The following is a 25,787-nucleotide window of genomic DNA, read 5'->3' as shown; positions in this document are numbered from 1 at the left end:
GCGGCTAGGGGAGGCCTTGGCCAGGGTCGACGTCCTGCCGCTCGGGTCGGGGGCGCTGGCCGGCTCGACGGTCGCCCTCGATCGGGAGAAGATGAGGGCGGACCTGGGATTCGGCCGCGTGACGGAAAACCCGATGGACGCCGTGGCCGATCGGACTTTTATTCTCGATGTGCTCTACGCCATGGCCGTCATGATGCTTGACGTCGGCCGGCTGGCGTCCGATCTGGTGATCTACGTCACGCGCGAATTCGGGCTGATCGAGATGGACGCGGCGGTCGCCACGTCGAGCAGCCTGATGCCGCAGAAGAAGAACCCGGATATCTTCGAGCTGATCCGAGCCGCATCGGGAGCGGCCGCGGGCCGGCTGATGGCGACGTTCATGACCTTGAAGGGCCTGCCGTCGACATACAACAAAGACCTGCAGGCGGACAAGCGTCCGCTCCGGGAGGGGGTTGAGGAGCCGATCGAAGTGATGCGGGTCCTGGCCGAGGCCCTGGGCCACATCCGGCCTCGGGCGGAGGTGCCGGCGGCCGTTCTCGATCCCGGGCTGTACGCGGCCGATCTGGTCGACTATCTGGTCGGGCGTGGCGTTTCGTTTCGCGAAGCCCACGGCATCGTCGGGGCGGCGGTGGCCGAGGCGGAAAAGGCCGGAACGCCTTTGAATGCGCTCGGAATGGAGGCATGGAGGCGCATTTCGCCGATATTCGACCATGATGTCATCGCGGTCTTCGATCCCCGCCGCTCGATAAAATCAAGAGGGGTCAGGTCTTAAGATATAAGTTATCTTTTGCCGAACAAAAGGGGGCAGGCCTTATGATGTGAGGGTTTTTGTCGATAATCGTCAAAAAACGCCGAATATTGGTAATAGAAAACTAATATCTTAAGACCTGACCCCTTTTAATCGCGGACGAGGGTGAACGGCACCTGCCGCTTCTGGCCGTTCTTTTCGACCGTCAAATTCACCTTATCGCCGATCTTGTAATTCTCCAGGGCGGTGAACAGATCGTCGTAGCTCTTGACCGGCGCTTTGTCGATCGCCGTGATCACGTCGTTGACGAAGGTCCGGCCGTAGCGGTCTCGGCTGACGCCGCGCAGGCCGGCCGCGTACGCTGCTGTTCCCGCCTGGACTTCCATCAATACAACCCCCTCGATCCGAGCCCGGCGGGCGTATTCATCCGCCACGAACGAGACAGCCAGCCCCGGGCGCGACACGCTGCCGGTCCGGATGATCTCGGGCACGATCTTCTTGATGATGTCGACCGGAACGGCGAAACCCACCCCGCTCGAGGCGCCCGACGGGCTGTAGATGACGGTGTTCATGCCGATCAGCTCGCCGGCCGAGTTGAGCAGGGGGCCGCCCGAATTCCCGGGATTGATCGAGGCGTCGGTCTGGATCATGTCGCGGATGGTGACGTTGCCGGCGCCCAGGATCTTGCGGCCGACGGCGCTGACGATGCCCTTCGTCACCGTGTAGTCGAACCCAAAGGGATTACCGATGGCGATCGTCTTTTGGCCGACCTGGATATCCCGCGAGGAGCCCGGCGTAATGGGATAGATCCCGCTCAACCCGCCTTCGAGCTTGAGGACGGCCGTATCCTTACTCTCCTCCTTGCCGACCAGCTTGGCCTGGCGCTGCTCTCCGTTGGGCAGGGCGACCAGGAACTCGACGCCGTCCTCGATGACGTGGAAATTGGTCACGATGTGGCCTTCGTTGTCCCAAACGAATCCGGAGCCGCTGCCTTTCGGGATCTTCTCCTCTTCCCCATAGAAGAAGTCGCGGACCAGCTGGATGTTGGTGATATAGACGACCGAGTTTTTATTGCGCTTGACGACGTCGATGGTGTTGCGCTCGTCCTCGGTCAGCTGGAAATTGGCCGCAGGGGCGGGCTCGGCCGGGGGGCGGACCTGTCCGGCGGGCTTTTCCTTGGCGGCGCTCTGATCCCCCTGGGCGCAGGCGCATCCGGAGACGCCGAGACTGAAGGCCAGAAGGGCTATGGAGATTCCGACAGCGGCGTGTTTTTTCATTCCGATCACCTCGTTCATTTATTTTAGCACCAGAGAGGCCGCCTATGAAACCCGAGGGGTCGTGTCTTGCGATTTGCGGTTTCTCGAGCCGAAAAATAGGAATTATTTCAGTTCCACGGCAATTGAAACCGCAAATCGCAAGACGCGACCCCTGCCGGGGGCGTATAATTGGGCCGGAGGTTCCCGTGCTCATTACCGACATCCTGATCCGGTTGGCCGTTTCTCTTGTCCTGGGCGGGGCGATCGGCTTGGAGCGCGAGCTCAGCAACAAGCCCGCCGGCTTGCGGACCAACATCCTGATTTGCACCGGCGCGACGATGATGATGGCCCTTTCGGGCATGATCCTCGCCGCCCCCGCGGCGGGCGGATCGGACCTTCTGCGCGTCGCCGCCGGCGTCATCACCGGGATCGGGTTCATGGGCGCCGGCACGATCATCCGGGCGGGCGGACATGTCCAAGGCCTGACTACCGCCTCGACGCTCTGGGCCGTCACCGCGCTGGGCTTGGTCGTGGGAGCCGGTTATTATCTGGTGGCCGTCGTCTTCACCGCCATGATCGTCCTGACTCTGGCCTTGTTCCGAAAAGTGGAGGCTGCGGTTCCCAAGAGGCGCAGCTATGCCTATACCTTGAAAATCCCCGATATGGACGCTACGGCCGACAAGATCGGCGGCCTCGCGGCTTCCAGCGGTATCCGGATCGAGTCCGTGAATCTCAAGCGGGCCGAGAGCGCGGTGTTGATGACTTTCGGGTTCGTGGCGCGCGAGCGAGCCGAGCGCCATTTCCGTCACGACCTATCGGATTCAGCCGAAATTCTCGAGATCCGCCAGCCCTGATAAAATAGGGGTCAGGTCTTAAGATATTAGTTTTCTAATGGCGATAATTGTCAATAAATGTCGCAAATCGATAGAAGAAATCTAATATCTTAAGACCTGACCCCTAATAAATCCACGAGGGGTCGTCGTCGATGCGCGTCTCCGTGGCCGGGTCGCGCACGGCCTTCCAGGCATAAGCGACGTCCTTGCCGTCCACCTTGCCCTTGATCATCCCCGCGATCTGGTGCAGGAAGGCTGTGCCCTCGAACGCCAAAACGGCCGGCTTACCCCCGATCTTGGTCTCGACCGTGAAAGCGACCTTGTCCCCCCGCAGTTTTAGATCCTTCATTTCGGCCGGTGCCCCATCGATCATAATCCTGCCCTCGATGTGCTGGAATTTCTGGGCGATTTCGATTTTATAAGCCTGCGGCGCACTTCCGTTCACCAGGGTCCAAATCCAGGTCCCGCTGATATTGGCCGGGACGATCCACAGGAAGACGTCGTGCGGCACATCCTCGACTCGGACGATGGTCTGTTCGTCGGGCCGCCAGTTGTCCATGCCGAAATTGTGTGATACGACCCTCGCCCCCGGCCGCAACTCCTTCAGGATCTTGGGCCGCAGCTTTAGGTTGACCGAGGTCAGCAGGTACATCGGCATGACCGTGGCCTCGCGGAAGTCCGCCTCGAACAGATCGCCCAGGATGAACTTGACCTTGTCCATGACGCCGGCCTTCTGGGCGTTCTCCAGGCATTCCTTGATCCGTTCGGGGTCGATGTCGAAGCCGACTCCGCGGGCGCCGTACTTCTGGGCCGCGCCGATCACCAGGCGGCCGTCGCCGCAACCGAGGTCGTAAACGACATCGTCCTTCGTCACCCGGGCTAGCCGGAGCATCTCGTCCACGACCGCGGTGCGCGTCGGAACGTAGGGAACGTCGAGTTGGATGTCCTGGGCCAGGCCGAGGCCGGCGGCCGCCAGGACGAGTCCAAGGGCGAAGGCGAAGCGGGTGGAACAGCGGGTCATCGGTGTCTCCCTTTCCCCGGGTTTCCGGGCGCGCACCGCTACGCTAAACGAGACGCCGCCGGCTGTCAAGCGGGAGGGGTCAGGTCTCGACATTCAACATTTGTTTTTCGCGAGGCCGTCAATTAGCTGGAGAAATGTTGAATGTTGAGACCTGACCCCTCTTGAGGAAGTCGGCCCGCACCCAGTAGATGTCGCCCTGGCCGATGAAGAACATGAGCTTGCCGTCCGGTGTGACGAGCGGGCACAGGCCCTGCTGGATGCTGTCGATCTTCTCGCCCAGCCCGACCGGCTTCGTCCAACTTTCGCCGTCCCGGTAGCTGATCAGCATGCGAAACTGGCCCTGGGGCTCGCGCGAGACGAACAGCATGTAGCTTCCGTCGGGCGCGATGCTGGGCATACTTTCGTCGCCGGCCGTATTGATGACGGGGCCGGCGTTTTGGGGCGCCTGGTGGACGCCGCCGGCCATCTTGGAGACGTAGATGTCCCCGCCGCCCATCCCGCCGTCCCGGCTGGAGGAGAAATAGAGCGTGCCGTCGGCCGCGACCGAGAACAGCCAGTGATGATCGAAGGCGTTCACGGCCTCCGACTCCGGCTTGGGCTCGCCCCAGTCCCCGCCCCGGCGCTCGACATACCAGACGTTCTCCTTGTCGGTGCGGCCGCCGGGCATGAGCGGGCGGAAGCTCAGGAAGTAGAGCCTTTTTCCGTCGGGCGAAAGGAAGGGCTCTCCATCCCCCCACGGCGACATGAAGGAGACCGGCCGGGGTACTGTCCACAGCCCGCCGATCCGCTTGGAGACCATCAGCGGCCCGCGGTATTTTTGCGTCCAATAAGCCTCATTCAGGTCCGGCGAAAAGGCGACCGGGCTGTGCTCGCTCTCGTAGGCGTACCCCGAGACGATCCCGGGCGCGAAAATAGCCGGAGTGTCACCGGGCTCGGGCTGGCCCAGCCAAAGCCCCCGGAGCTCGGGGAACTTCGGCTTGCCCTGCGCCGCGCCGCGGGCTTTCAATAGATCGGCGGTCTCCGTGTGCTTGTTCTCCCGGGCCAAATGCCAGGCCGTCCGGCCCATGCGGTCCGGATCGTCGATCTTCGCCCCGCGCGCGAGGAGAAATTGCACGAAAGCCGTGCGGCCCTGGTCCGCGGCGGCGTGCAGCGCCGTCCAGCCATAGACGTTCTTTTGGTCGACGGTATACCCAGCCGCCAACAGGGCTTCGCCGATGGCGACCGAGCCGCCGCTGGCCGCGTCCTGCAGGGACACGATCCGGTCCAGGGGCATGCCTTTCTTCTTCGCCGCCTCCCGGGCCTGCTCGAAGACCGCCTCCTGGCCGGTCCTGGTGGAGACCAGCACAGCCATCCAGATCGACCGCCCGTCCTCGGCCAGCCGGGCCCCGCTCTGGAGCAGGAAATCGATGATCTCCGGCTTGCCGAAGAAAAGGGACGACAGCAGGACGTTGTCGCCGCCCGGGACCGCATAGTTGATGTCCGACCCGCCTGCGATCAAGCGTTTGACCGTTTCCAGATCCTTTCCGAAGCCGCAGGCCAGCATCAGCGGAGTCCGGCCCATCGTCTCGACGGCTTTGGGATCGGCGCCCGCCTCGAGAAGCAGCCGGCAGCTCTCGGCGTCGCCGACGAACGCGGCGCGGTGAAGCGGCGTGTATTTATCGGCGTCGATTGCCTTCACATCCGCGCCCGCCGCCAGCAGAAGGGCGACCGCGTCTTTGCGCTTTTCAACGCTCGCGATATGCAGGGGCGTCATGCCCTTGCCGTCGCGGCTGCGGACGAGCGCCGGGTCCGAGGCCAGCAGGGCTTTCAGCTTGACTAGGTCGCCCGCGGCGGCCGCGGCGTGGATCTCGCCGGCTTGGAGAGCCATGCGATTCGGGGCGGCGTATCGGTCGATAGCCAGAACGGCAGATCCGGCCAGTAAAAGCATCAACGGGGCGGCCGCGAGGAGGGGCGTCGATTTGGGCATGGCGATGGCTCCTTAAGACAGTAATACGTTCGGGCGGCTCGCGGCGTTTCACGCCCCGGCGGACGTTTTGACATCCCGTCAGGCGTGTGATAACAAAAAGCCTATGATCATCCGCCCTCGGCGGCCGGCCCTGTTCCCCTTGCTGATCGCATCGTTTCTGCTGGCGGCGCCGGCCCGACCCGGGATTCTTCTCTCCGCAGCCGCCAGCCGTCAAGCGGCGCCGAAGCCGGCGGCTCCGCCCGTCCCCGCGGTCTTCCGCATCCTGGAATCCGAATTCATCGTCCCCTCGCCGGCCTTCGCCTCCAGCCACGCCTCGACCATCGTCGAAACTCCTTCCGGGCTCGTCGCGGCCTGGTTCGGGGGCAGCCGCGAAGGGGCGCCCGATGTCGGCATCTGGCTGGCGCTCCGCGACGGCCGAGCCTGGTCGGAGCCGTCCGAAGTCGCGGCGGGCGTTTTATCCGGCGACCCGCGCCGCTATCCCTGCTGGAACCCTGTGCTGTTCCGTCGTCGATCCGGGGAGCTTCTTCTTTTCTACAAAGTCGGTCCCGCGCCGGCGTCCTGGTGGGGGATGCTGAAAATCTCCTCCGACGACGGCCGAACTTGGGGGGCGGCGCATCGTCTTCCCGCTGGCATCCTCGGCCCGATCAAAAACAAGCCGATCGAGCTGGCCGACGGGACCATGCTCTGCGGTTCGAGCGTCGAAGAAGGCGGGTGGCGCGTCCACATGGAATGGACCCGTGACCCCGTCGGCGCCTGGAGTCGCGGCGCCGACCTAAACGAGGCACCCGCGATCTCCGCCATCCAGCCCGCCATCTTGCGATTCCCCGACGGCTTGCTTCAGGCGCTCTGCCGATCCAAGCAGGGCGTTCTTATGGCGAGTTGGGGCAAGGCCGCGGATCCATCGTCCTGGACCAGGCTCGCTCCGACCGATGTCCCCAACCCGGATAGCGGCATCGACGCCGTGACGCTGGCCGATGGTCGCGCCGTGCTGGTCTATAATCCGTTGCGTCGGGGGCGGGATATCCTGGATGTCGCTTACAGCTTGGACGGCAAGTCCTGGCGGCCTGCCTATCGTCTCGAAGACGACCCCGCCCGGGAGTTTTCCTATCCTGCCGTCATCCAGACCGCCGACGGCCGACTTCACGTGACCTATACCTGGCGCCGCGAGAAAATCCGCCACGTGGTGCTGGATCCGGGAATCCTGCCCAAGTGATGGAGATCGACTCGATTTCTGGGGGTCGGAGGGTGGAAAATCGCGCTTCGATTCATGGAGCCCTCGATTGATCAAGCGCGCCGGCCCGCGGCAGGAGGAGCCATCAATGAAAAGAATCGGCGGCTTTTTGGCTTTTATCGCTATTTCGATCGGCGCCTTCATGGCCTCTGGAATGGTCGTGGACGCGGGCGCTGCGCAGACGGCCGTTCCGACCCCCGCTTCCGCCGGCCCCGGCCAAATTCCCGGCCGCGACTTCGCCTTTGTCTGCCATGACGCCGGCGCCGGCGGCTATGAGGCGTTTCCCGACGTCTGCCGCCTGCGCGACGGCCGGCTGATGTCCGTCTTCTATGCGGGGTACGACCACGTCAGCCTGCCCACGGCCGCGTGGCCCAAGGGCGGCCGGATCGCGGCCTGCTTCTCCTCGGACGAAGGCCGGACGTGGAGCAAGCCGTCCGCCGTCTTCGACGGGCCCGACGACGACCGCGACCCGTCTATCGTCCAGCTCGCCTCGGGCCGCCTCCTGTGCAATTTCTTCACCCTCCGGGCCAAGCCCGGCGATCCCAAGGCCTGGGACGGGCTCGGCACGTGGCTCGTCGAGTCCGACGACCTAGGCCGAACCTGGTCGTCGCCCCGCCGGCTCTCGGCCGACTATTATTGCAGCTCGCCGATCCGCATCCTCCCGGGCGGCCGCCTGATGCTGGGCCTTTACAAGCAGGAGAAGGACAAAGCCTGGGGCGCCGTGATCGCGTCCGACGATTCCGGCAGGACCTGGGGCCCGGTCGTCGATATCCCCAACGGCGGCTGGAAGCTGGACGCCGAGACCGACGTCGTCCCGCTCAAAGACGGCACGATCCTGGCCGTCGAGCGCGAACCGTCCACGACGATGTGCGCCTCGATCTCTGCCGACGGCGGCCGCACCTGGAGCGTCTCCAAGCCCATGGGATTTCCCGGCCATTGCCCCTATCTTTTCCGCGCCCCCGGCGACATCCTTTTGCTGGCCCATCGTCTGCCGCAGACCTCCCTCCATTACAGTCTGGACGAGGGCAAGTCCTGGAGCGCGGACGTTCTCGTCGACGATTGCCTCGGCGCCTACCCCTCCATGGCCCCCCTCAAGGACGGGTCGGTCCTGATCGTCTATTACGAGGAAGGCGCCGGCTCGAACATCCGGGCCCGCCGGTTCAGGGCCGAGGAGGGGGGAATCACTTGGCTATCGGTTGCGGACGGCGCACCCGTCGAAGGCGCCTCGATCGCGGCCGTCGGCGCCCAGGCTTGGCGGGGATCTCCCTCGGCGCGGATCTCGCGGCGCGGCGACGTCTGGACGATCGCCGGTTCGAAACGCACGGTCGAGGTCGATGCGGCGTCATTGGCGCTTAAAGTCCGTTCGGGCGGGACCGATTGGGCCACCCTGCCGTCGTTTGACGGCGATCTCGTCGTCCGGCGCGGGGAGAGTGACGTCAAGCTGCGGCTGGCCTCTGCTTCCGGCCGCGCGGCCGGGCCTTATGATACGGGCTTCCAAGCGGGAGTCCGGATCGAGCTCAAGGAATTCAAGGCCGCCGATGCGGCGCTCGACACGGCCATCCAGCTTTTCGTCGGGCTCGACGGCATCGACGAAGACCTCGTCTGCCGGATCGTCGCTGCCGACGGCGCCGACCGCATCCGCGAACTGCTCTGGCCGGCCGCCGTCGATCCGGCCGGGCCCGACTTCGCCGTCGTGCCGTTCATGCAGGGGATGCTCCTGCCCCGCGACTGGCCGCGCAAGGTCTGGCTTTACGACTCCATGAGCTACGGCCGGGGCCTTTACATGCCCTGGTGGGGATTCCAGCGCGGGAGCGCGGCGGCGGCGGTCATCTTGGAGACGCCCGACGACGCCGGATGCCGATTTGAGCATCCCGCCGGCGGCCCGACCCGGATCGATGTCCGCTGGGTCCATTCGCTGGGCCGCTTCGCTTATCCGCGCTCGGTCCGTTTCGCCTTCCTCGACCGCGGCAATTACGTCGATTTGGCCAAGCGTTATCGGCGCCATGTGATCGAGCGGGGGCGCTTCGTCTCGCTCAAGGAAAAAATCGCCCGCAATCCGCTCGTGGCCCGCTTGGTGGGCGCGCCGGTCGTCCACACCAGCATCCTTTATCACATCCAGCCGCAGTCGAGCTATTACGACCGCAAGGACCCGGCCAAAAATCATCAGCTCGTTTCCTTCGATGCCCGCGCGGCGGAGCTTCGAGCCCTCGCGGGGAAGGGGATCGGCCGGGCCTACGTCCACCTGGACGGCTGGGGCGTTCGCGGCTACGACAACCTCCACCCCGACATCCTGCCGCCGAACCCCGAGGCAGGCGGGTGGGACGGCATGCGCCGGTTCTCTTGGGCCTGCGATACTCTGGGATTCATCTTTGCCGTTCATGATCAGTACCGCGACTTCTATCTGGACGCTCCCTCTTACACGCCGCGAAACGCCCAGATAGAGGAGGACGGCAAGCTCTCGACGCACGGGACCTGGTACGGCGGGATGCAGACGTATCTCTGCCCCAGCTTGGCCCCCGGAAACGTCCGGAAGAACTACGGCGCCCTGCTCGACCGCGGCATCAAGGTCCGCGGAGCCTACCTCGACGTCTTTGCCGTCGTCCCGCCCGACGAATGCTACAATCCCGAGCACCCCGTTACGCGGACGGAATGCCTGCGCTATCGGGGCGAAGCCTTCGACGTCATTCGATCCCGCGGCGGTGTCGTCAGCTCGGAGGAACCGGCCGACTGGGCCGTGCCGAAGCTTGATCTTGTCCATCATGGGCCGTTCGCCCTCGATCCCAATCCGGGATCTGGACCGGCCATGGGGATTCCCGTTCCGCTCTTCAACCTCGTTTACCACGACTCGATCCTCCTGCCCTGGTCGCTGGGCAAGGGCGCCTGGGGCATCCCGGAGACGGATCTCGGCTTCCTGCACGGGCTCGGCCACGCCGGCCTGCCGTATCTGTCGCTCGATCCGTCCGCCGCAGAGCTGGAACAAGTCCGGACGATGTGCGCCTTGAATGCTCGGGTCGGACTGCTGGAGCTTGTCCGGCACGAATTCCTCGACGGTTCGTATCGCCGCCAGCGTTTCACTTACGCCGACGGGACGACCGTGACAATCGACTTGGATTCGGGCGGCTACGATATCGCACCGCGGCTGGAAGTGCCGGCGGCTATAAAATAGCGTTTTCGGACGCGCGCGTCTTGCCTTTTGGCTGTCATCCCGAGCCGTACCCGTTTGGGTATGGCGTGGGGATCCGGATCGCCGCGCCCTCGCCCGGCGAGGGCTCGCGATGACATCACAGAATTGGACTTTGTTCCGCCTCCAGGGAACCATTCCGGGGCTATTTGCGTCTATTCAGGTGACATCCGAACAAGGAGGACTCATCATGTCCATGCGTAACTCTAACAAGAACAACAGTTTGGCTATCGCCGCGGTGCTGGTTCTGGGATTGGTCCTCAGCGGCTGCGTTATCGTCGCCGCTGACGGCGGCTTTTCTCTCCCCGGCGGAAAAGAATTCCGGGAGGACTACCACAAGACCTTCCCGCTCGGCCCTGATGGCCGCTTCAGCGTTAAAAACGTCAACGGCGACATCCACATCTCGACGTGGGACAAGGCCGAGGCCGACGTGACCGCCGTCAAGATCTCCAAGAGCAATGAGGAGAACCTCAAGCTGGTCAAGATCGAAGAACAGAGCGGCTCCGGATTCGTGGCTATCGATACGATCTGGCCCAAATCGCCCTTCCGCAACCTCCGGATCAGTGTCGACTACGAGATCAAGGTCCCGGCCGGCGTCCGGCTGGAGCTCGTCCGCTCGACCAACGGCGATGTGGAGCTCATCGGCAAGTTCGGCGAAGTTGCCGCGAGTTCGACGAACGGCAACGTCCGCCTCGAAGGCGCCGCCGGCCCCGCCGTCCTGGACACAACCAACGGCGACATCGTCGCCCGCGACATCCGCGGTTCGGTCAAGGCCGACACGACCAATGGGGGCATCACTCTGACCGTCGACGGGCTCAAGGACAACGTCACCGCGGATACGACCAACGGCTCGATCAGGGTCAAGCTGCTCGGCACGGTCAACGCCCGGCTGGAGGCCCGCACGACCAACGGCCACATCGATGTGGCGGTGCCCGTGACGATCAAGGATCTGAGCAAGTCGCGGAGCCGTCTGTCCGGCACGATCGGCGACGGCGGCCCGCTGATGAAGCTCGACACGACCAACGGCTCGATCACCATCGAAAAGTAAGCCGCTTAGTTTTCCGCGCCTATCCAAAGGGCGCCGCGACGGCCTCGGGACAGATCGCTTCCAAGCTAAGCCCGGGGCGGCGGCGCCCTTTCTATTTCAGAACGGTTTCAGGACAGCAGCGCCCCGACGGCGATCGAATAATACTTCGAATCCTCGCTGTCGGACCGCGACGTCAGCACGCAGGGGCAGTTGGCCCCCGCCACGACGGCCGCCGTCTCGCCCCCGGCCAGATAGGAACAGGCCTTGAAGAAGACGTTGCCCGTCTCGATGGCCGGGAAGAGCAGAATGTCGGCGTCGCCGGCAACCTCGGACTTGACGCCCTTGATCCCGGCGCTCTCCTTGGAAAAGGCCACATCCAGGGCCAGCGGCCCGTCCACGATCGCGCCCTTGATCTGGCCGCGCTCGGCCATCTTGCTTAGGATCGCCGCATCGATGGTCGGCTGCATCTTGGGGTTGACCTTCTCGACGGCGCAAATGATCGCGGCCTTGGGCTTCTCGATGCCCAGCCGATGGGCGGCCTCGATGCAATAGTTCAAAATCTGGACCTTGGCCTCGAGATCGGGGTAAGGGATGACGGCGGCGTCGGCGCAGATGATCAGCTTCTTCCAGCGCGGCACCTGGATGACACTGACGTGGGACAAGAGCTTGCCCGGCTTGAGCAGGCCTTTTTCCTTATCGATGATGGCCTTGATGTAGAGCGACGAGTCGATCAGCCCCTTCATCAGGAAGTCGGACTCGCCGCCGTGGACTCGGGCCACGGCCGCGGCTAGGGCTTTGGCCGGATCGGGCTCGTCGAGGATGGTGAACAGGCCGGCGTCGATTTTGTTTTCGGCCGCGACTTTCTCGATCTTGGCCTTGGACCCGGTCAGGACGGCCTTGACCAGGCCCTCCCGGCAGGCCCGGCCGACCGCTTCGATGGTGTGGGGGTCCTCGCCGCAGGCGACGGACAGCCGTTTGGCAGGACGGCCCTTGACGTTTTCGACGATCTGGGCGAGCGTTGTGATCATGGATGAATCCTCTCTTATGAATAGACCTTGGCCGTGTCTTCGCCCCGCAGCACGCGCAGGGCGGCCGTGGCCAGGGCGATCATTTCGTTTTCGCCGGGGTAGATGAAGACCCGGCCCAGGAACTTGACGCGGGCGACGATGCCGTCGACGTACGGCTGGCTGTAGGCCAGCCCGCCCGTCAGGACGATGCCGTCGACGGCGCCGCACAGGACGGCCGCGCAGGCGCCGATCTGCTTGGCCACGGTTGCCGTCATCGCTTCGAAAACCAGCTTGGCTTCGGCATCGCCGGCCAGGACGCGGGCTTCGATCGGGCGCATGTCGTTGGTCTTAAGGAGGGCCACCATGCCGCCCTTGCCCGCCAGCTTGCGCTTGAGGTCGTCCTTGCCGAGCTTGCCGGAGAAGCAGAGCTCCACGAGATCGGCCGCCGGTACCGTGCCGGCCCGCTCCGGGGCGATCGGCCCTTCGCCGTTGAGCGCGTTGTTGACGTCGATGACCCGGCCTTTTTCGTGGGCGCCGACGGAGATCCCGCCGCCCAAGTGGCAGACGATGAGATTGCACTCTGGGTAAGGCTTGCCCAGCTCTTGGGCCGCCAGCCGAGCCGCGTATTTGTGGTTGAGGGCATGGAAGATGCTCCGCCGCTTGATCTCCGCCATCCCGGTCAGGCGGGCCCAGTCGGCCAGCTCGTCGACCACGACGGGATCGACGATGAAGGCGGGGATGCCCAGCGGCCGGGCGATCTCGTCGGCGATCAGGCCGCCCAGGTTGGAGGCATGCTCGCCCTGGACGCCCTGGAAGAGGTCCTCCAGGAGGCGGTCGTTGACGGCGAAGATGCCGCTCGGGATGGGCTTGAGCAGTCCGCCCCGGCCGACGACCGCATCGAAGCTCGTCGCATCGATCGTCCGCTCCTTGAGCACCCGCAGGATGATGTCCTTGCGGAAGCCTTTCTGTTCGACGATGCGGGCGAAGGGCGCCACCTCCTCGGCCGTGTGGGCGATGTTCTCGGAGAAGACCTCGCGCTCGTCGTCATAGACGGCGATCTTGGTCGATGTGGAGCCGGGGTTGATGATCAGGAGCCGCATGGTTGCTCGCTCAAGCCTTCTTGTCGGAGGCGCCGGGCTTGGTCAGGGGCAGCCCCTGCTTGCAGAAGGGGCAGGCGTCGGGCTCGAAGGCCTCGACCTTGAGGGCCAGCAGGCTTCCCACCGGCCGGCCTTCGATCGGGACAGCGCCGCCGGTGCGGTCGACCAGGACATAGATTCCGGCCACCTCGGTGGTTTTTTCCTTAAGGGCGGCCACGACCTCGTTGAGAGAGCCCCCGGTGGTCAGGATGTCCTCGACGATGACGGCCCGAGCGCCCTCGAGTCCGGAGAAGCCGGCCCGGAAGGCCATCTTCTCCTCGACCCGCTGGGTGAAGGCGAACTTCCTGCCCAGTTTGAGGGCGGCCAGGAAGCCCAGGGCGATGGCCCCGTAGGCAGGGGAGACGACGTAGTCGAAGTCGGGCACCTCGCGGCGGATCTTCTCGACCAGGAGGTCGATGATCCGATCCATGACGGCCGGCTTCTCGATCAGCCGGATCTTCTCGAAGTACCACTCGGAGTGCTTGCCCGAGGTCAGCTTGAAATGGCCGCGCAGGAGGGCGTCGGAATCCTGGAATAACTTCAAGACTTTATCGTTGAGGTCGAACATGAAGAGAGCTCCTTATGAATGAAGGCGGCCCCCCTTTCCGGTGAGGCGGGCGAATTATAGCGCAAAGCCCGGGCGGCCCAAAATCCATCCGTCCATCGGCGGCTGCACTTTGACTTGCGGCGCCGGCTGGTATAAAAAAGGACCCGCATGACATCCCGCGAGCGGGTCCTGGCCGTCTACGCCCACCGTGAACCCGATCGGGTCCCGGCCTGGTGCGGCGCCTCGCCCGAGTTCCGGGCCATGCTGCGGGACCGGCTCGATCTGGGGGACGACGACGAAGGCCTGTCGCGGCGGCTGGGCGATGATTTCCGGCGGGTTTTCGCCCGCTACGCCGGCCCCGAGGGCCGCTCTCCATCCTCCTATTTCAACCACCCTGAAGCCACGTCCCGCACGCCGTTCGGAGTCGAGCGGACGGGATATGGATATGGCCAACCGCTCGGTCATCCCTTGGCCGAAGCCGCGTCCCCGGCCGGTGTCGAAGGCTTCGCCTGGCCCGATCCCGATTGGATGGATGTCTCTTCCATCCGGGCCGACGCCCTTGCCTGGAATCGCGAATACGCTGTCCTGGGCGGCGACTGGTCGCCCTTTTTCCACGATGCCATCGACTTGTTCGGGATGGAGCGGTTCATGACGCTCATGGTCGAGACTCCCGCGATCGTCGAGGCGGTCTTGGCCCGGATGACCGATTATTACGCCGAAGTCAGCCGCCGGATCTTCGAGGCCGCGACGGGGGCCATCGACGTCTTCTTCATCGGCAACGACTTTGGAACCCAGAACGGGCCGGTCGTCTCTCCGGTCATGTTCCGGAAGTTCTTCCTGCCGCACCTGCGCCGGCTGGCTGGCCTGGGCCATGCCTTCGGCTTGAAGGTCCAACTGCATTGCTGCGGCGGCTTCGCGCCCCTCATCCCTCTGCTTATCGAGGCCGGCATCGACGGCCTGCAGTCGCTCCAGCCTGACGCGCGCGACATGGAGCCCGAGCGGCTGAAGCGGCTTTACGGCCGGGACGTTGTCCTCAACGGCTGCCTCGATACCCATCATCTCCTCATTGCCGGGACGCCGGATCTTGTCCGAAGTGAAACCCGGCGCATCCTGGCGGCCATGAAGCCCGGCGGAGGCTATATCGCCTCGCCCAGCCACGATTATCTATTGCCCGAAACGAACGTCGAAAACACGATCGCGCTATATGACACTGTGCGGGAATGCGGGGGGTATCTATAATGGAGAGGTTGCCCTCGCGGCGACTTGCTTGCGCTGGTCGCAGCGAGGCGGTGCCTTGCCGTCCTCGACGCGAAATCGCCTCGACTATCGCCGCGAGGGACGACGAAGCGTTGCCACGCACTCGCTGTGCGAGTGCTCGCAATGACATAAAGATGAGATGCTATTATTTGCCATGCCTGAGGCTCGCAATGACGCTGTTATGCTAGGAATCACTCGCCATGTCGATGTCATGCGACGACCGACTACTTTGCTTGTCGTCCCGAGCGCCCGACGTTTCGTCGGGGCGTGGGGACCTCGTCTTAGGACTTTAGCCGTGAGGACGATTAAAGGAGCAGGCTCAATGAAAATCCGAAACAAATGGAAAATCGGCATCCTTCTGGTTCTAGCGGGAACAACGCTTTTGCTTTTAACCGCCTGCAGCCCCGGCCCGGACAAGTCCGCGGCCGCCGCCGTCAAGCCCGTCACGCTCATCCCGGAGGATAAGGTCCGGCTGTCCAACGATCCGGCCAAGACCGAGATCTTCCGCGACGCCGGGCTGGGCCTTTTCATCCACTGGGGCCCCAACTCCCAGCTTGGGACCGAGATCTCCTGGCCGCTCAACGGCGCCTCGGACGACTATGTCAAGCGCTACTACGCCCTGGCCGAGACCTTCAACCCGACCGCCTTCGACGCGGCCGAGTGGGCCCGCCTGGCCAAGCTGGCCGGGATCGAGTACGTCTGCTTCACGGCCAAGCACCACGACGGCTACGCCATGTTCGACACGGCCTACAGCGACTTCAAGATCACCAAGTCGCCCTACGGCAAAGACATCACCGCCGCCGTGGCCGATGCCTTCCGCAAGGAGGGCATCCTGGTCGGGATTTATTATTCGCCCGGCGATTTCCGATATCAGTTCGTGACCGGCAAGCGCTTCACCCATCTCTACGAGGCCGATTTCACGGCCGGGGCGCTCTTCGGCCCCAAGCAGACGACTTTCCTGGACTACGAACGCGGGCAGATCGAAGAGCTGCTGACCAAGTACGGCGATATCTTCATGATCTGGTTCGACGGCAAGTGCGAGCCGCTCAAGAAGCGCTCCTGGCAGGTCAAGCAGGATGTCTTCATCGGCCGGGGCGAGATCCCGACTCCCGAGCAGGAGATCCCGGGTCAGGCCGACGACCGGGCCTGGGAAAGCTGCATGACCACGAGCTGGCAGTGGGCCTACCAGCCCAACGCCGACGTCCGCACGGCGGACGAGGTGATCCGCAACCTGATCCACATCCGGGCCCGCGGCGGCAACATGCTGCTCAACGTCGGCCCGAGGCCGGACGGCAAGATCGCCCCGCCCGACGAAGCCCTGCTCCGCGAGCTGGGTCTGTGGATGAGCCTCTACGGCGAGGGCGTGCGCGGCGTGCGGCCCTGGATCACGACCAACGAGGGGGACGTCTGGCTGACGACGCGGCGCTCCGACGGGACGGTTTATGCCTTCGTCGGCTTGCAGTACGGCCTCAAGGGGATCAAGACTCCGGGCGGCGCCCGTTTTACCTTGAAATCGGTCAAGGCCGGCACCGGCACCCAGGTTTCCGTCTTGAGCCAGGACGGAGGGGTTGAATGGAACGAGGACAAGCAGGGGCTGCATGTCACCGTTTCGCAGACCCACTCTGTCCAGCTCATCAAGACGCCGGCGGCGATGGCCAAAGCCTTGGGAGCGAAAGCTCCCAGCATGACCTGGGGCCCTGCCTGGCCGATCGTCGTCAAGATCACCAATGCAACGGCGGGAAGCGTCCCAGCCAAGAAGCCCGTGGCCAAGAAGAAATAACGGGGAAGGAAGAAGAGGAGGACTCATGACACTGAGAGGGATCACGGTCGGACTCACGAGCGTTCTGATCTTTTCGGGAATGGTGGCCGTTCTGCTGGCCGCGTTCTCGGAGCCGAAGGTCCAGCGGTTCGGTCAGATCATCGCCTTGAAGCCCGAGAAGCTGGCCTATTACAAAGAACTGCATGCGGCGGTCTGGCCGTCGGTGCTGAAGCGGATCAAGGAGTGCAACATCCGCAATTACTCGATCTATCTAAAAGAGATCGAGAAGGGCAAGTTCTACCTCTTCGCCTATTTCGAGTACACGGGCAGCGACTTCGCCGCCGACATGGCCAAGATGGCCGCCGACCCGGAGACCCAGCGCTGGTGGAAGGAGACTGATCCCTGCCAAACCCGGATTCCCCTGAGCGGGGAGAAGGACTGGTGGTCGGCCCTGGAAGAAGTCTTCCACACCGATTGAGCCGGGACGCGGAACGGACGCCATGGGAAGCTCTCTGCGGCTGGCCTGGCCCGATCTGGCCGTCATCGCCGTTTACCTGACGGGCATCGTCGGACTCGGCCTGTGGGCTTGGAAGGGGAGGCGGTCCCGCACGGGATCCAGCCAGGAGTATTTTTTAGCCGGCGGGTCCCTGCGCTGGCCGATCATCGGCCTGGCCCTCTTTTCGACCAACATCTCCACCATCCACCTCGTCAGCCTGGCCCAGGAGGGCTACGTCAACGGCCTGGCCTACGGCAACTTCGAGTGGATGGCCGCCTTTCTCCTTGTCGTCCTGTCGTTTTTCTTCGCCCCGTTCTATATCCGCTCCCGCGTCGCGACGTTGCCCGACTTCCTGGAGAAGCGCTACAGCCGGGCCAGCCGCGACTGGCTGGCGGTATTGTCGATCTTCTCCGCGGTCTTCATTCACATCGGCTTCTCGCTTTACACCGGGGCCGTCGTGTTGAAGGGCCTCTTCGGCATCCCGATCAACGTCAGCATCGTTCTGACCGCCGTCCTGACCGGCCTCTACACGATCGTCGGCGGGCTGTTGGCCGTGGTGCTGACCGAATCCGTCCAGACGGTCATCCTGATCGCCGGCGCAGCCTGCGTCGTGGTCATCGGCCTGGTCCAGGTCGGCGGCTGGGGAGGGTTGGCAGCCTCGGTCGAGCCGGTCAAGCTGACCATCCTGCGCACGGCAGCTGAGACGCCGTCCCTGCCGTGGTACGCGGTCTTTCTGGGCTATCCGGTGATCGGGCTGTGGTATTGGTGCGCCGACCAGACCATCGTCCAGCGGGTGCTGGGCGCCAAGGACGAACGCAACGCCCGGCTGGGCCCGCTTTTTGCCGGGTTCATCAAGATCCTGCCGGTCTTCCTGTTCGTCCTGCCGGGGCTTATCGCGGCGGGACTCGTCCGACAGGGAAAGCTGCCCGCTTTCGGCGATTCTGCCGATACATACTCGGTCCTCATCAACCATCTTCTGCCAGTCGGGCTCAAGGGGGTTGTGGCGGCGGCGCTCCTGGCGGCATTGATGAGCACGGTGTCCGGAGCCCTGAATTCGATCGCCACCCTGTTCAGCTTGGATCTTTATAAGCGCTGGCGGCCGGCCACCTCCGACCGCAAGCTGACCCACATTGGCCGTGTCGTCACCTTCATCGCCATGGTCGCGGCCATCTTGTGGTCTCCGCTCATCAGCCACTTCCAGAGCATCTTCCAGGGTGTCACGGCTCTGATCTGCTACATCGCGCCGCCGATCACCGCCGTGTTCCTTTGGGGCGTCTTCTGGAAGCGGGCCTCGGCCAAGGCGGCGGCTGCGACGCTGACGATCGGGTCGGCTTTGGGGCTCGGCGTCTTTTTCCTTGACTGGTTCAAGGCCAAGACCGGCTGGAATGTGCCGTCGATGATGGCGACGTTCTATCTGTTCGTGATCTGCTCGATCGTCCTGGCCGCTGTCTCGTATCTCAAGCCCCATCGCCACACGCCCGAGAGCGAGGCGCTGGTCTGGAGGAACCCTTGGGCTGCGGTTCGGGGGACCTGGACCGGGCTCTTCGATTACCGGCTGGTCGCCGCGGTCCTGATCGTGATTATGATCGGGCTTTATATCGTGTTTGCCTGAGCGGGCTTCCCGGTCGATCCCGCAGGAGGCCGGCGGAGCTTGGGCCTCAAGAAGGCGCGTCCCTCGTCAGGGCATCGAGGATTCCGGTGATGATCCGGTACGGGTCCGGCGCGCGGCTGGCTTCAATTAGGATGCGGCGCTTCCTTCGCCTCGCCAAGAGAAAGAGCCTTTTAGCCAAGTCTGACGTGCCGCGGGGCATAGGCCGCCGGTCGTTGGCGTGGGCTTCGACCAGCGCACCCAGCTCTTCCCGCAGCGGTTGCAGCCGGGCCAAGAACCGGCGCAGGTCGTCGATCAGCCGCCCGATCTCTTGGATCGGGATCGGCTGCGGCCCGGCCGTGATCTTCAGTGCCCACTCGGCGAAATCCAGGAAGAGATTTCCGGTCTCGGAACACATGCCGCCGATCCGGTCCGAGACGGATGCCGGCAGGCCGGCGCTGTTGACCCAGAGGTTCCCGAGATTCATGTAGGACCTCGGGAAAACAAACTCCGCCGAACCGATGAACCTCATCAGCGCATGGCCGACCTTCTGCAGGCGAGCGTCCAGGGCGCGGAAGGAGACTTGGCCGTCTCCGGCGAGCCAGCCGTTTCTCTCATAAACGGCTCGCGTCCCCGTCCCGGGATAGGGACACAAGTAATTGCCCATGCTGAGCGGGGCGACGTCGTAGCTCCGGCCGGTCTGGAATCGTTTCCGGTAGAAACGGAGATTCGTCCTCAGCTCGCCCGCCGTGACCCCCGGATCGAACGGGATCATGAGAATCTCGACGGCTAGGCCCAGCTTCTCGAGAATTTGGAGGGCCCTTCGGTTGTCCGCGACCCGTGTCCCCTTGCCGAACCGCTTCAGCTGGGTCGGGGCCATCGATTCGAGGCCGACCTCGACCTTCCGTAAGCCGGCGGACCGCAGCTCCCGAAAGAGAGGCTCTTCGACCTGGTCGGCCCGCACGGCCATGAAGAATTCGGGCGTCAAGCCGGAGGTCCTGATGAGCCCGGCCAGCTCCGCCAGGCGGGCCGGCCCGCGCGGCCCCGGGCCCATGGCCGTTTCGTCGACGAAGGAGAAGAGGTGGGCTCCGTAACGATCAGTGATCTCCCGCATTTCCGCCACGATGGACCGGGGCGAACGCCCCCTCCAAGCCGGGCCTTCCGAGACTCCGTAGAAGGCCCGCACGGAGCAGAAGGAACATCGCCCCGGGCAGCCCCGACTCGTGCCGATGCTGACGGGCCCCCCGGCGGCGAGCACCGCGGCGATGTCGTCGCGAGCCGGGAGAGGGAGATCGTCGAGGGGGGCGATGAGGCCTGCGGGGCGAGATCGGCGCACCACGGCGCCATCGCGATAGGCCAGACCGGGGATCCCGCGCCAGTCAGCGGATTCGGACAAGGCCCGCAACAAGGTCGCGACCGTCCTTTCTCCCTCGCCGAGGCCAATCGAGTCCACGCAGGGCTGGGTCCGGAGAAGCCGGTCCGCATCGAGGGCCGCCTCGAGGCCGCCCAGGATGATGTGGCAATGGGGATGGGACGATCTGACGGCCCGGGCGATCTCGATCGCCGCGGGCATCGTCCAGTGGATCGTCGAGAGTCCGAGGACCCGGAACCGGGAACGGCGCAGGATCTCGATCACCTGGCCGGTCGAAAGCCCGTAAAGCCCGGCATTGATGATGGCGCACCTGAAGCCCGCCGCGCGAGCCGAGGCGGCAATGGAACCGATGCCGATGTTCTCCATCGAGACGAGGAGCCTTTCGAAAGGCGGGAAGACGAGCACCAGATCGACGTCGACAGGTTCGGGCCGGCGCTCTTTCTTCATGGGGTCACTCGGCCGCATCCGCTCCCTCCGCGCGGGCCAGCCAATCCAGGGTCAGGCTTAAGGCCTGTTCCCGGTCGAAGGCCGGCGTGAAGGCAAGCTCGTCGCGGATCCTCCGCGTGTCGAGGCATAAATCGCCCTCGAAATAGTACGGGATCTTGTGCGGATCGATCCCGCCCTCGGCGAGAGCCCGGCCGGAAGCTCTTACCAGCCGAGGCGGCTTTCCCAGGAGATCCGCCAGGAGTCCGGCATACTCTTCGAGGGTGAAGGGCGGGCCGCCGACATTGTAGGCGCGCCCGGCCGCCGCGGGCGTTTCGATCATCATGCGGACCGCCCGGGCCGCGTCTTGGACGAAGAGGTTCTGGCAAAAGTAGGGCCGCGGCGGCACGTAAACGGGCTGGCCTCCGCAGATTTGCCGGCGCAGGTCCGCTTCCCTGGAGGTGGGATCGCGCGGTCCGCAGACGGCGGGCAGCCGCAGAATCGACCAGGGGAGGCCGGCCACCGGCTCGGCCTGGAGGGCTCGCTCGCAGCCCGCCTTATGGAATCCGTACGAGACGAACGGGTCCGTTTCGAGAGGCCAATCCTCGGCCACGGGGCAGGGGAACGGCCACTGATAGACGCTGAGGGAGCCAATGTGGACGAAGCGTTCGATGCGCCCGCGAAAGGCCTCGATCGCGGCCCGCGTTTCTTCCTCCCGGAAGGCTGTCACGTCGACGACGCAATCGGCATCGATGGCCGCCAGAGCCTGGGCGAAGCTGAGCGGGTCGGTTCGATCCGCCTTGACTCGCTCCACCGGACCGGCGAAGGCGGCGGGTGTGAGTCCCCGGTTGACCACGCTGACGCGATAGCCGCACCGGACGAGCTCCTCCGTCACGGCGTGGCCGATGAACCCGCTTCCGCCGAGTATGGCCGCCCCCCGGCTCCGCTGGCTCAAGCGAATCCCATTTGCTGGAGAACGGCGTGTTTCGGACGGACGTTTGTTTCGTGGTCGTAGAGGAAGAATCCGGGGAAGATGTCCGGGTGGGCGCCGATGAAGTCATAATAAGGCCGGTATCGGTTCGGAACTCGGTTCAGCGCGCCGACGACCTCGTGTCCCGTGACCACGTAGATCGGGATCAGCGCCGGGATCAAATCGAGACTTCCTCCGTAGCGCCCCTCGCGGTATTCCCGATAGATGTCCGTCTGAGGAAGCATAGATAGAAGCGAAGGAAGGACGGTGACGCCCATTTGCCGGAAGCGGGCCATCTGCAGGGTTGTGGCGTAGAAATCCTCCATCTCCTCGAAGGGGAAGCCCCAGATGAAAAAAGTCTCCACGGACTCGAAAATGCCGAGCGCCTGGGTCACGGCCCGCAGGGCGTCCCGGAACTCGAATCCCTTGACGATTCTTTTCAGCACGCGGTCGGAGCCCGATTCGATCCCAAACCGAAGCTGAATGCAGCCCGCCTCGGCCATCCGCCTCATCGCCGGCTCGGTCACCAGGTTGACCCGGCCGTAGCACTTCCAGCGCATGGGCAGTCCCGAGGCTTGCAGGCGGTCGCAGAAATCGAGAATTTTCGCCTCGCTGGAGAAGAAAAACTCGTCTTGGAACAGGACGGTCTTGACTCCATAGCCTTCGTGGAGCAGCCGCATTTCCTCGATGATGTTGGCGTGGCTCCGGCGCGTGGTTCTTCGATCCCAGATGGGCGCGACGCTGCAAAAGCGGCAGCCGTAGGGGCAGCCCCGTGAGGAGACGATGCCGAAGGCGTCGTAGGCGGCCATATCGAGGCGGTGATAGGCCGGCAGCGGCAGCCGATCGAGATCAGGGATCCGCTCCGGGCTCGCGGTCTGAAAGACGGACCCGTCCGGCCGGCGCAGGAAAACGCCCGGCACTTGGGCCAGGCGTTCGCGGTCCGGAAGGGCATCCAATATCAGGGGGAGGCTCAATTCGGCTTCGCCGCGGACGACCGCGTCGATCCAGGGAAAGCGTGCCAGGATCGCGGACTCCACCCCGAAGGGCCCCACCCCGCCGAGAAGGATCGTCTTTTCGGGATGGAGCCGCTTGAAGCGCTCGGCCACGAGCAGAGTGAAAGGAAGAAGATTGGCCATGCAGGAAAAGCCCACCACAGCGGCGGTTGCGCCGATATAGCCGAGCGCCGTTTCGAGATTGAAAGGATCCATGTCCGGCCTGACCCGGGGAAGGACCTGGTAATCGACGAGATCGACGGAATACCCTTTTTGCTCGAGCACCGAGGTCAGGTAGAGGAGCCCCAGCGGAGGGTGGGCTTCGTAGTCGATCCGGTCGTCGAGCTTGATATAGAGAAGATTCAAATTGACGAGGGTGACGTCGGCTTCGGCGCCCCGCCGCGGAGGCCCCGGGTTCGTCCGTTCGGCCCGCTGCGGCGAGCCGCCGTCACGGTTTCCGGGGCGCGCCCCGACAATAGGGATGCTGCGGGCGCCACCGCCCGGTCCCGATCGCCCCGGGCCGGCGCCCTTTTTTCTCGCTGGGGTCAACCGCGTACGCCGGCGACCGCGCTGACTCGGGTCCTTGTCTCGAACTTATTCTGAACTTTCTCCTTTATTTCCTTGATTGTGGCTTCGTATTTGTCTTTCACTTTTTCCACGACGCCCTTCTCGTCCTTCTTTTTATCCTCTTCGGACAGCCCCAATCCTTTGCTCGTCATGCGGTCCTCGGCGAGCGGAGCCAGCTCCAGGACGAAAGGCTCGGCCATCGTCAGCGTCTCGGAAAAATCGGCCTTGTCGGAGGTCTTGACCTTCAGATAGATCTCGCCTTGGCTCAACTGGCCGAGCTTAAGGCCGACCGAGCCCGTTCCGTCGGTGCCGATAACCTTTTCGCTTTCCGGCGCTATGCGGTAGCTCTTGTCCTTGCCCGTCAAGCTGTAATAAACGCGGAAGCGGATGCCGGGCTGTCCCGCGATATTGAGCGTGACGAAGTCCGAATGTTCCTTGAGCAGCAACTGGATCACTTCCTGCCGGATCGCCTGGGAGGCGATCGCGGGTTTGATCTGGTCCCGCCCGGGCTGCGGCGCCATGTCGGCCTGGTTGCCCGAGTAGGCCAGGCTGGGGACGGTGTAGGCGGTCGCCAAGAGCGTCGGTATCAAGGCCCTCCCGATATTTGTTTTCTTCATAGCGATTCTCCTTTTTAGAAAATTGTCTTTCTTGGCCGTCCGGCTCGCCCTGGCGCGGCCGCCGGATCACTCCCGGGGAATCGCCTCGGAGGCGGTCGGGGGATGAGGCTGCCTGATTCCGGCTCGGAGCCAGCCCCCTTGACCATAAAACGAAGTTACTCCACGTGGTGAGTGGTGTCAAGAAAGCCGCTCGGGCAGGGCCCGAGGGGCCACGCCATCCTCCTAGACCGCGTCCTTCAAGCTGGTGCCGGTATTCAGGCACAGGACGCGCTCGTCCGGGCGGATCCAGCCCGAGGCAAGCAATCGCCGCAGGGCGGCCAGAGTGGCCGAGCCTTCCAGGCAGACCTGTAGGCCCTCGCCGGCCGCCGCCAGCGCCCGCATTTCAAACATTTCTTCGTCCGGCACGGAGACCGCCGTCCCATTCGATTCGCGAAGCGTGCGTAGGATGAGCCAGTCGCCCAGCGGCTTGGGTACGCGCAACCCCGCGGCCTGCGTTTGGGCGCCCGTGAAGAACTCGCAGCGCTCGCGGCCCTCGGCGAAGGCCTTGGCCATGGGGGCGCAGCCCGCCGCCTGGACGCAGACCATGCGCGGCCGCTGCGGCCCGATCCAGCCGAGGCGCTGCATCTCGTCGATGGCCTTCCAGATGCCGATGAGGCCCGTCCCGCCGCCCGTGGGGTACAGGATCACGTCGGGCAGCGTCCAGCCGAAGTCGAGGGCGATCTCGTACCCCATCGTCTTCTTGCCTTCCAGGCGATAGGGCTCCTTCAGCGTGGAGACGTCGAACAGCCCGGATTCGAGCGCCATCTTGGCGCACTCCCGCCCGGCGTCGCTGATGAGCCCCTGGACCAGATGGAGATGGGCCCCGGCCGCCTCGACCTCATGCTGGTTGGCCGGCGGTGCATCGGTCGGCATGAAGACGTGCGCGGGCAATCCCGTGCGCGCCGCATAGGCGGCCAGCGCGCCGCCCGCGTTCCCCGCCGTCGGGATGACGAAGCCCTTCACACCCAACTCCACGGCCCGGGAGACCGCCGCCGCGAGGCCGCGCGCCTTGAACGTGCCGGTCGGGTTGCGGCCCTCGTCCTTGATAAAGAGCGCGCGGGCGCCGAGCCGAGATCCGAGCCGGGGGGCTTCGAGCGTCGGCGTTCCGCCTTCGCCCGTCGAAATGATGCGGGCTCTATCGCGCACGGGCATCAGCTCGCGCCAGCGCCACATATCGCCCGGGCGGGAGCGGAATGCGTCCCGGTCCAGTTCCGCGCAGGCCCGGTCCAGATCGTAGCGGGCCAGCAGCGGGGAGCCGCAGGGGGCGCAGATGGTGTTGAGATCGTCGGCCGGGTAGGTGCGGCCGCACTCGGGGCACTCGAGGTGGGACAGATAGCTCATGTGGAATCGCCTCCGGCCCCGCATCATATCACGGTGAGGCGGACCGGGTCATCGGCTGTCCCGGCGGCTATTTATCCGCGATTTTCGGCGCTTGGCTCGACGGCGGCTCGAGAGATTCGACGGTCACTCGCAGACGGGGGCGGGCTTGCCGCGCAGAGCGCTGATCATCAAGGCGTAGGCGCAGCCCACCCCTGCCCGGACCTTGATGGCGTCGAAGGGGCAGTTGCGCATGCAGGCGCCGCACTCGATGCACAGGTCGCGATCGGTCAGCCGGGCCTTGCGCTCGCCTTCCATGACGAAGACCCCGTGGGGGCAGACTTCCACGCATTTGCCGCAGCCGGTACATTTATTCCGGTCGTATTCGAGGGTGACGACGTTTTCCAGATAGCGAAGCGACATGGCAGGCTCCTTGC

Annotated in this window: 21 protein-coding genes; 9 read left to right on the top strand and 12 right to left on the bottom strand. The window is 64.5% G+C overall.

The annotated features are described in order from the left end of the window. The coding region (locus NTZ26_11845; GenBank protein MCX6561189.1) for a lyase family protein at nucleotides 1-772 on the top strand (772 nt) is incomplete at its 5' end. A gap of 125 nt (nucleotides 773-897) precedes the next feature. Here NTZ26_11845 and NTZ26_11840 read toward each other — a convergent pair. Beyond that, nucleotides 898-2,025, bottom strand: a complete 1,128-nt coding sequence (locus NTZ26_11840) for a trypsin-like peptidase domain-containing protein (protein MCX6561188.1) — start codon at nucleotides 2,023-2,025, stop codon at nucleotides 898-900. Nucleotides 2,026-2,210: 185 nt separating this feature from the next. On the opposite strand from NTZ26_11840, the gene NTZ26_11835 reads away from it, so the two are divergent. Beyond that, nucleotides 2,211-2,858: an MgtC/SapB family protein gene (locus NTZ26_11835; GenBank protein ID MCX6561187.1), complete on the top strand. Its 648-nt coding sequence runs from the start codon at nucleotides 2,211-2,213 to the stop codon at nucleotides 2,856-2,858. A gap of 103 nt (nucleotides 2,859-2,961) precedes the next feature. Here NTZ26_11835 and NTZ26_11830 read toward each other — a convergent pair whose 3' ends face one another. Then, nucleotides 2,962-3,858, bottom strand: coding sequence for a class I SAM-dependent methyltransferase (locus NTZ26_11830; protein MCX6561186.1), 897 nt, complete (start codon nucleotides 3,856-3,858; stop codon nucleotides 2,962-2,964). 118 nt (nucleotides 3,859-3,976) lie between these two features. Next, nucleotides 3,977-5,824, bottom strand: a complete 1,848-nt coding sequence (locus tag NTZ26_11825) for an ankyrin repeat domain-containing protein (GenBank protein ID MCX6561185.1) — start codon at nucleotides 5,822-5,824, stop codon at nucleotides 3,977-3,979. A 103-nt stretch (nucleotides 5,825-5,927) separates the two neighbouring features. Between NTZ26_11825 and NTZ26_11820 the strand changes: the two genes are divergently transcribed. The 3 genes from NTZ26_11820 (at nucleotide 5,928) to NTZ26_11810 (ending at nucleotide 11,284) form a co-directional block, all read left to right on the top strand. Beyond that, a complete protein-coding gene (locus tag NTZ26_11820) occupies nucleotides 5,928-7,037 on the top strand; it encodes an exo-alpha-sialidase (GenBank protein ID MCX6561184.1) in 1,110 nt (369 codons plus the stop codon). A 106-nt stretch (nucleotides 7,038-7,143) separates the two neighbouring features. Next, a complete protein-coding gene (locus tag NTZ26_11815) occupies nucleotides 7,144-10,221 on the top strand; it encodes an exo-alpha-sialidase (GenBank protein ID MCX6561183.1) in 3,078 nt (1,025 codons plus the stop codon). 205 nt (nucleotides 10,222-10,426) lie between these two features. Next, a complete protein-coding gene (locus tag NTZ26_11810; GenBank protein ID MCX6561182.1) occupies nucleotides 10,427-11,284 on the top strand; it encodes a DUF4097 family beta strand repeat-containing protein in 858 nt (285 codons plus the stop codon). A gap of 107 nt (nucleotides 11,285-11,391) precedes the next feature. On the opposite strand, the gene NTZ26_11805 is transcribed toward NTZ26_11810, so the two are convergent. Genes NTZ26_11805 through pyrE form a run of 3 tightly spaced genes read right to left on the bottom strand, consistent with a single transcriptional unit; the run spans nucleotide 11,392 to nucleotide 13,974 of the window. Continuing rightward, entirely contained in the window at nucleotides 11,392-12,291 is a 900-nt protein-coding gene (locus NTZ26_11805; GenBank protein ID MCX6561181.1) for a bifunctional enoyl-CoA hydratase/phosphate acetyltransferase, read from the bottom strand. A 14-nt stretch (nucleotides 12,292-12,305) separates the two neighbouring features. Continuing rightward, entirely contained in the window at nucleotides 12,306-13,370 is a 1,065-nt protein-coding gene (buk, locus tag NTZ26_11800) for a butyrate kinase (protein MCX6561180.1), read from the bottom strand. Nucleotides 13,371-13,380: 10 nt separating this feature from the next. Next, nucleotides 13,381-13,974, bottom strand: coding sequence for an orotate phosphoribosyltransferase (gene pyrE, locus NTZ26_11795; GenBank protein MCX6561179.1), 594 nt, complete (start codon nucleotides 13,972-13,974; stop codon nucleotides 13,381-13,383). 147 nt (nucleotides 13,975-14,121) lie between these two features. On the opposite strand from pyrE, the gene NTZ26_11790 reads away from it, so the two are divergent. From NTZ26_11790 to NTZ26_11775, 4 genes are all read left to right on the top strand, one after another. Then, the gene (locus NTZ26_11790) at nucleotides 14,122-15,192 is read left to right on the top strand and encodes a hypothetical protein (protein MCX6561178.1); all 1,071 of its coding nucleotides are present in this window, start codon (nucleotides 14,122-14,124) and stop codon (nucleotides 15,190-15,192) included. A 340-nt stretch (nucleotides 15,193-15,532) separates the two neighbouring features. Continuing rightward, nucleotides 15,533-16,990: an alpha-L-fucosidase gene (locus tag NTZ26_11785; GenBank protein MCX6561177.1), complete on the top strand. Its 1,458-nt coding sequence runs from the start codon at nucleotides 15,533-15,535 to the stop codon at nucleotides 16,988-16,990. Nucleotides 16,991-17,069: 79 nt separating this feature from the next. Continuing rightward, entirely contained in the window at nucleotides 17,070-17,447 is a 378-nt protein-coding gene (locus NTZ26_11780) for an L-rhamnose mutarotase (protein MCX6561176.1), read from the top strand. A gap of 22 nt (nucleotides 17,448-17,469) precedes the next feature. After that, nucleotides 17,470-19,077: a sodium/solute symporter gene (locus NTZ26_11775; GenBank protein ID MCX6561175.1), complete on the top strand. Its 1,608-nt coding sequence runs from the start codon at nucleotides 17,470-17,472 to the stop codon at nucleotides 19,075-19,077. A gap of 46 nt (nucleotides 19,078-19,123) precedes the next feature. On the opposite strand, the gene NTZ26_11770 is transcribed toward NTZ26_11775, so the two are convergent. The 6 genes from NTZ26_11770 to hgcB form a co-directional block, all read right to left on the bottom strand. Beyond that, on the bottom strand, nucleotides 19,124-20,872 hold the full coding sequence (locus tag NTZ26_11770) for a radical SAM protein (protein MCX6561174.1): 1,749 nt from the start codon (nucleotides 20,870-20,872) through the stop codon (nucleotides 19,124-19,126). A 4-nt stretch (nucleotides 20,873-20,876) separates the two neighbouring features. Next, a complete protein-coding gene (locus tag NTZ26_11765; protein MCX6561173.1) occupies nucleotides 20,877-21,803 on the bottom strand; it encodes an NAD-dependent epimerase/dehydratase family protein in 927 nt (308 codons plus the stop codon). Then, nucleotides 21,800-23,359 carry a radical SAM protein gene (locus tag NTZ26_11760; GenBank protein MCX6561172.1) on the bottom strand — a complete coding sequence of 520 codons (1,560 nt, stop codon included), beginning with the start codon at nucleotides 23,357-23,359 and terminating at the stop codon, nucleotides 21,800-21,802. Before NTZ26_11760 ends, NTZ26_11765 begins: the two co-directional genes overlap by 4 nt. Beyond that, nucleotides 23,356-23,994 carry a hypothetical protein gene (locus NTZ26_11755; GenBank protein MCX6561171.1) on the bottom strand — a complete coding sequence of 213 codons (639 nt, stop codon included), beginning with the start codon at nucleotides 23,992-23,994 and terminating at the stop codon, nucleotides 23,356-23,358. The genes NTZ26_11760 and NTZ26_11755 overlap by 4 nt, the downstream gene beginning before the upstream one ends. 222 nt (nucleotides 23,995-24,216) lie before the next feature. Beyond that, nucleotides 24,217-25,374: a threonine synthase gene (locus NTZ26_11750; GenBank protein ID MCX6561170.1), complete on the bottom strand. Its 1,158-nt coding sequence runs from the start codon at nucleotides 25,372-25,374 to the stop codon at nucleotides 24,217-24,219. Nucleotides 25,375-25,497: 123 nt separating this feature from the next. Further along, entirely contained in the window at nucleotides 25,498-25,773 is a 276-nt protein-coding gene (gene hgcB, locus NTZ26_11745; GenBank protein ID MCX6561169.1) for a mercury methylation ferredoxin HgcB, read from the bottom strand. Nucleotides 25,774-25,787 lie beyond the last annotated feature (14 nt).

Source organism: Candidatus Aminicenantes bacterium (assembly GCA_026393855.1).
Taxonomy (GTDB): domain Bacteria; phylum Acidobacteriota; class Aminicenantia; order Aminicenantales; family UBA4085; genus UBA4085.
The sequence above is the reverse complement of the archived record's forward strand: the minus strand, read 5'-3'. Positions and strand labels throughout refer to the sequence as shown.

What these genes read in the sequence shown, in the direction of transcription:
- NTZ26_11840 (MCX6561188.1), bottom strand. Translation starts at nt 2,025, where the DNA reads ATGAAAAAACACGCCGCTGTCGGAATCTCCATAGCCCTTCTGGCCTTC.
- NTZ26_11830 (MCX6561186.1), bottom strand. Translation starts at nt 3,858, where the DNA reads ATGACCCGCTGTTCCACCCGCTTCGCCTTCGCCCTTGGACTCGTCCTG.
- NTZ26_11825 (MCX6561185.1), bottom strand. Translation starts at nt 5,824, where the DNA reads ATGCCCAAATCGACGCCCCTCCTCGCGGCCGCCCCGTTGATGCTTTTA.
- NTZ26_11820 (MCX6561184.1), top strand. Translation starts at nt 5,928, where the DNA reads ATGATCATCCGCCCTCGGCGGCCGGCCCTGTTCCCCTTGCTGATCGCA.
- NTZ26_11815 (MCX6561183.1), top strand. Translation starts at nt 7,144, where the DNA reads ATGAAAAGAATCGGCGGCTTTTTGGCTTTTATCGCTATTTCGATCGGC.
- NTZ26_11810 (MCX6561182.1), top strand. Translation starts at nt 10,427, where the DNA reads ATGTCCATGCGTAACTCTAACAAGAACAACAGTTTGGCTATCGCCGCG.
- NTZ26_11805 (MCX6561181.1), bottom strand. Translation starts at nt 12,291, where the DNA reads ATGATCACAACGCTCGCCCAGATCGTCGAAAACGTCAAGGGCCGTCCT.
- buk (MCX6561180.1), bottom strand. Translation starts at nt 13,370, where the DNA reads ATGCGGCTCCTGATCATCAACCCCGGCTCCACATCGACCAAGATCGCC.
- pyrE (MCX6561179.1), bottom strand. Translation starts at nt 13,974, where the DNA reads ATGTTCGACCTCAACGATAAAGTCTTGAAGTTATTCCAGGATTCCGAC.
- NTZ26_11790 (MCX6561178.1), top strand. Translation starts at nt 14,122, where the DNA reads ATGACATCCCGCGAGCGGGTCCTGGCCGTCTACGCCCACCGTGAACCC.
- NTZ26_11785 (MCX6561177.1), top strand. Translation starts at nt 15,533, where the DNA reads ATGAAAATCCGAAACAAATGGAAAATCGGCATCCTTCTGGTTCTAGCG.
- NTZ26_11780 (MCX6561176.1), top strand. Translation starts at nt 17,070, where the DNA reads ATGGTGGCCGTTCTGCTGGCCGCGTTCTCGGAGCCGAAGGTCCAGCGG.
- NTZ26_11775 (MCX6561175.1), top strand. Translation starts at nt 17,470, where the DNA reads ATGGGAAGCTCTCTGCGGCTGGCCTGGCCCGATCTGGCCGTCATCGCC.
- NTZ26_11770 (MCX6561174.1), bottom strand. Translation starts at nt 20,872, where the DNA reads ATGAAGAAAGAGCGCCGGCCCGAACCTGTCGACGTCGATCTGGTGCTC.
- NTZ26_11755 (MCX6561171.1), bottom strand. Translation starts at nt 23,994, where the DNA reads ATGAAGAAAACAAATATCGGGAGGGCCTTGATACCGACGCTCTTGGCG.
- NTZ26_11750 (MCX6561170.1), bottom strand. Translation starts at nt 25,374, where the DNA reads ATGAGCTATCTGTCCCACCTCGAGTGCCCCGAGTGCGGCCGCACCTAC.
- hgcB (MCX6561169.1), bottom strand. Translation starts at nt 25,773, where the DNA reads ATGTCGCTTCGCTATCTGGAAAACGTCGTCACCCTCGAATACGACCGG.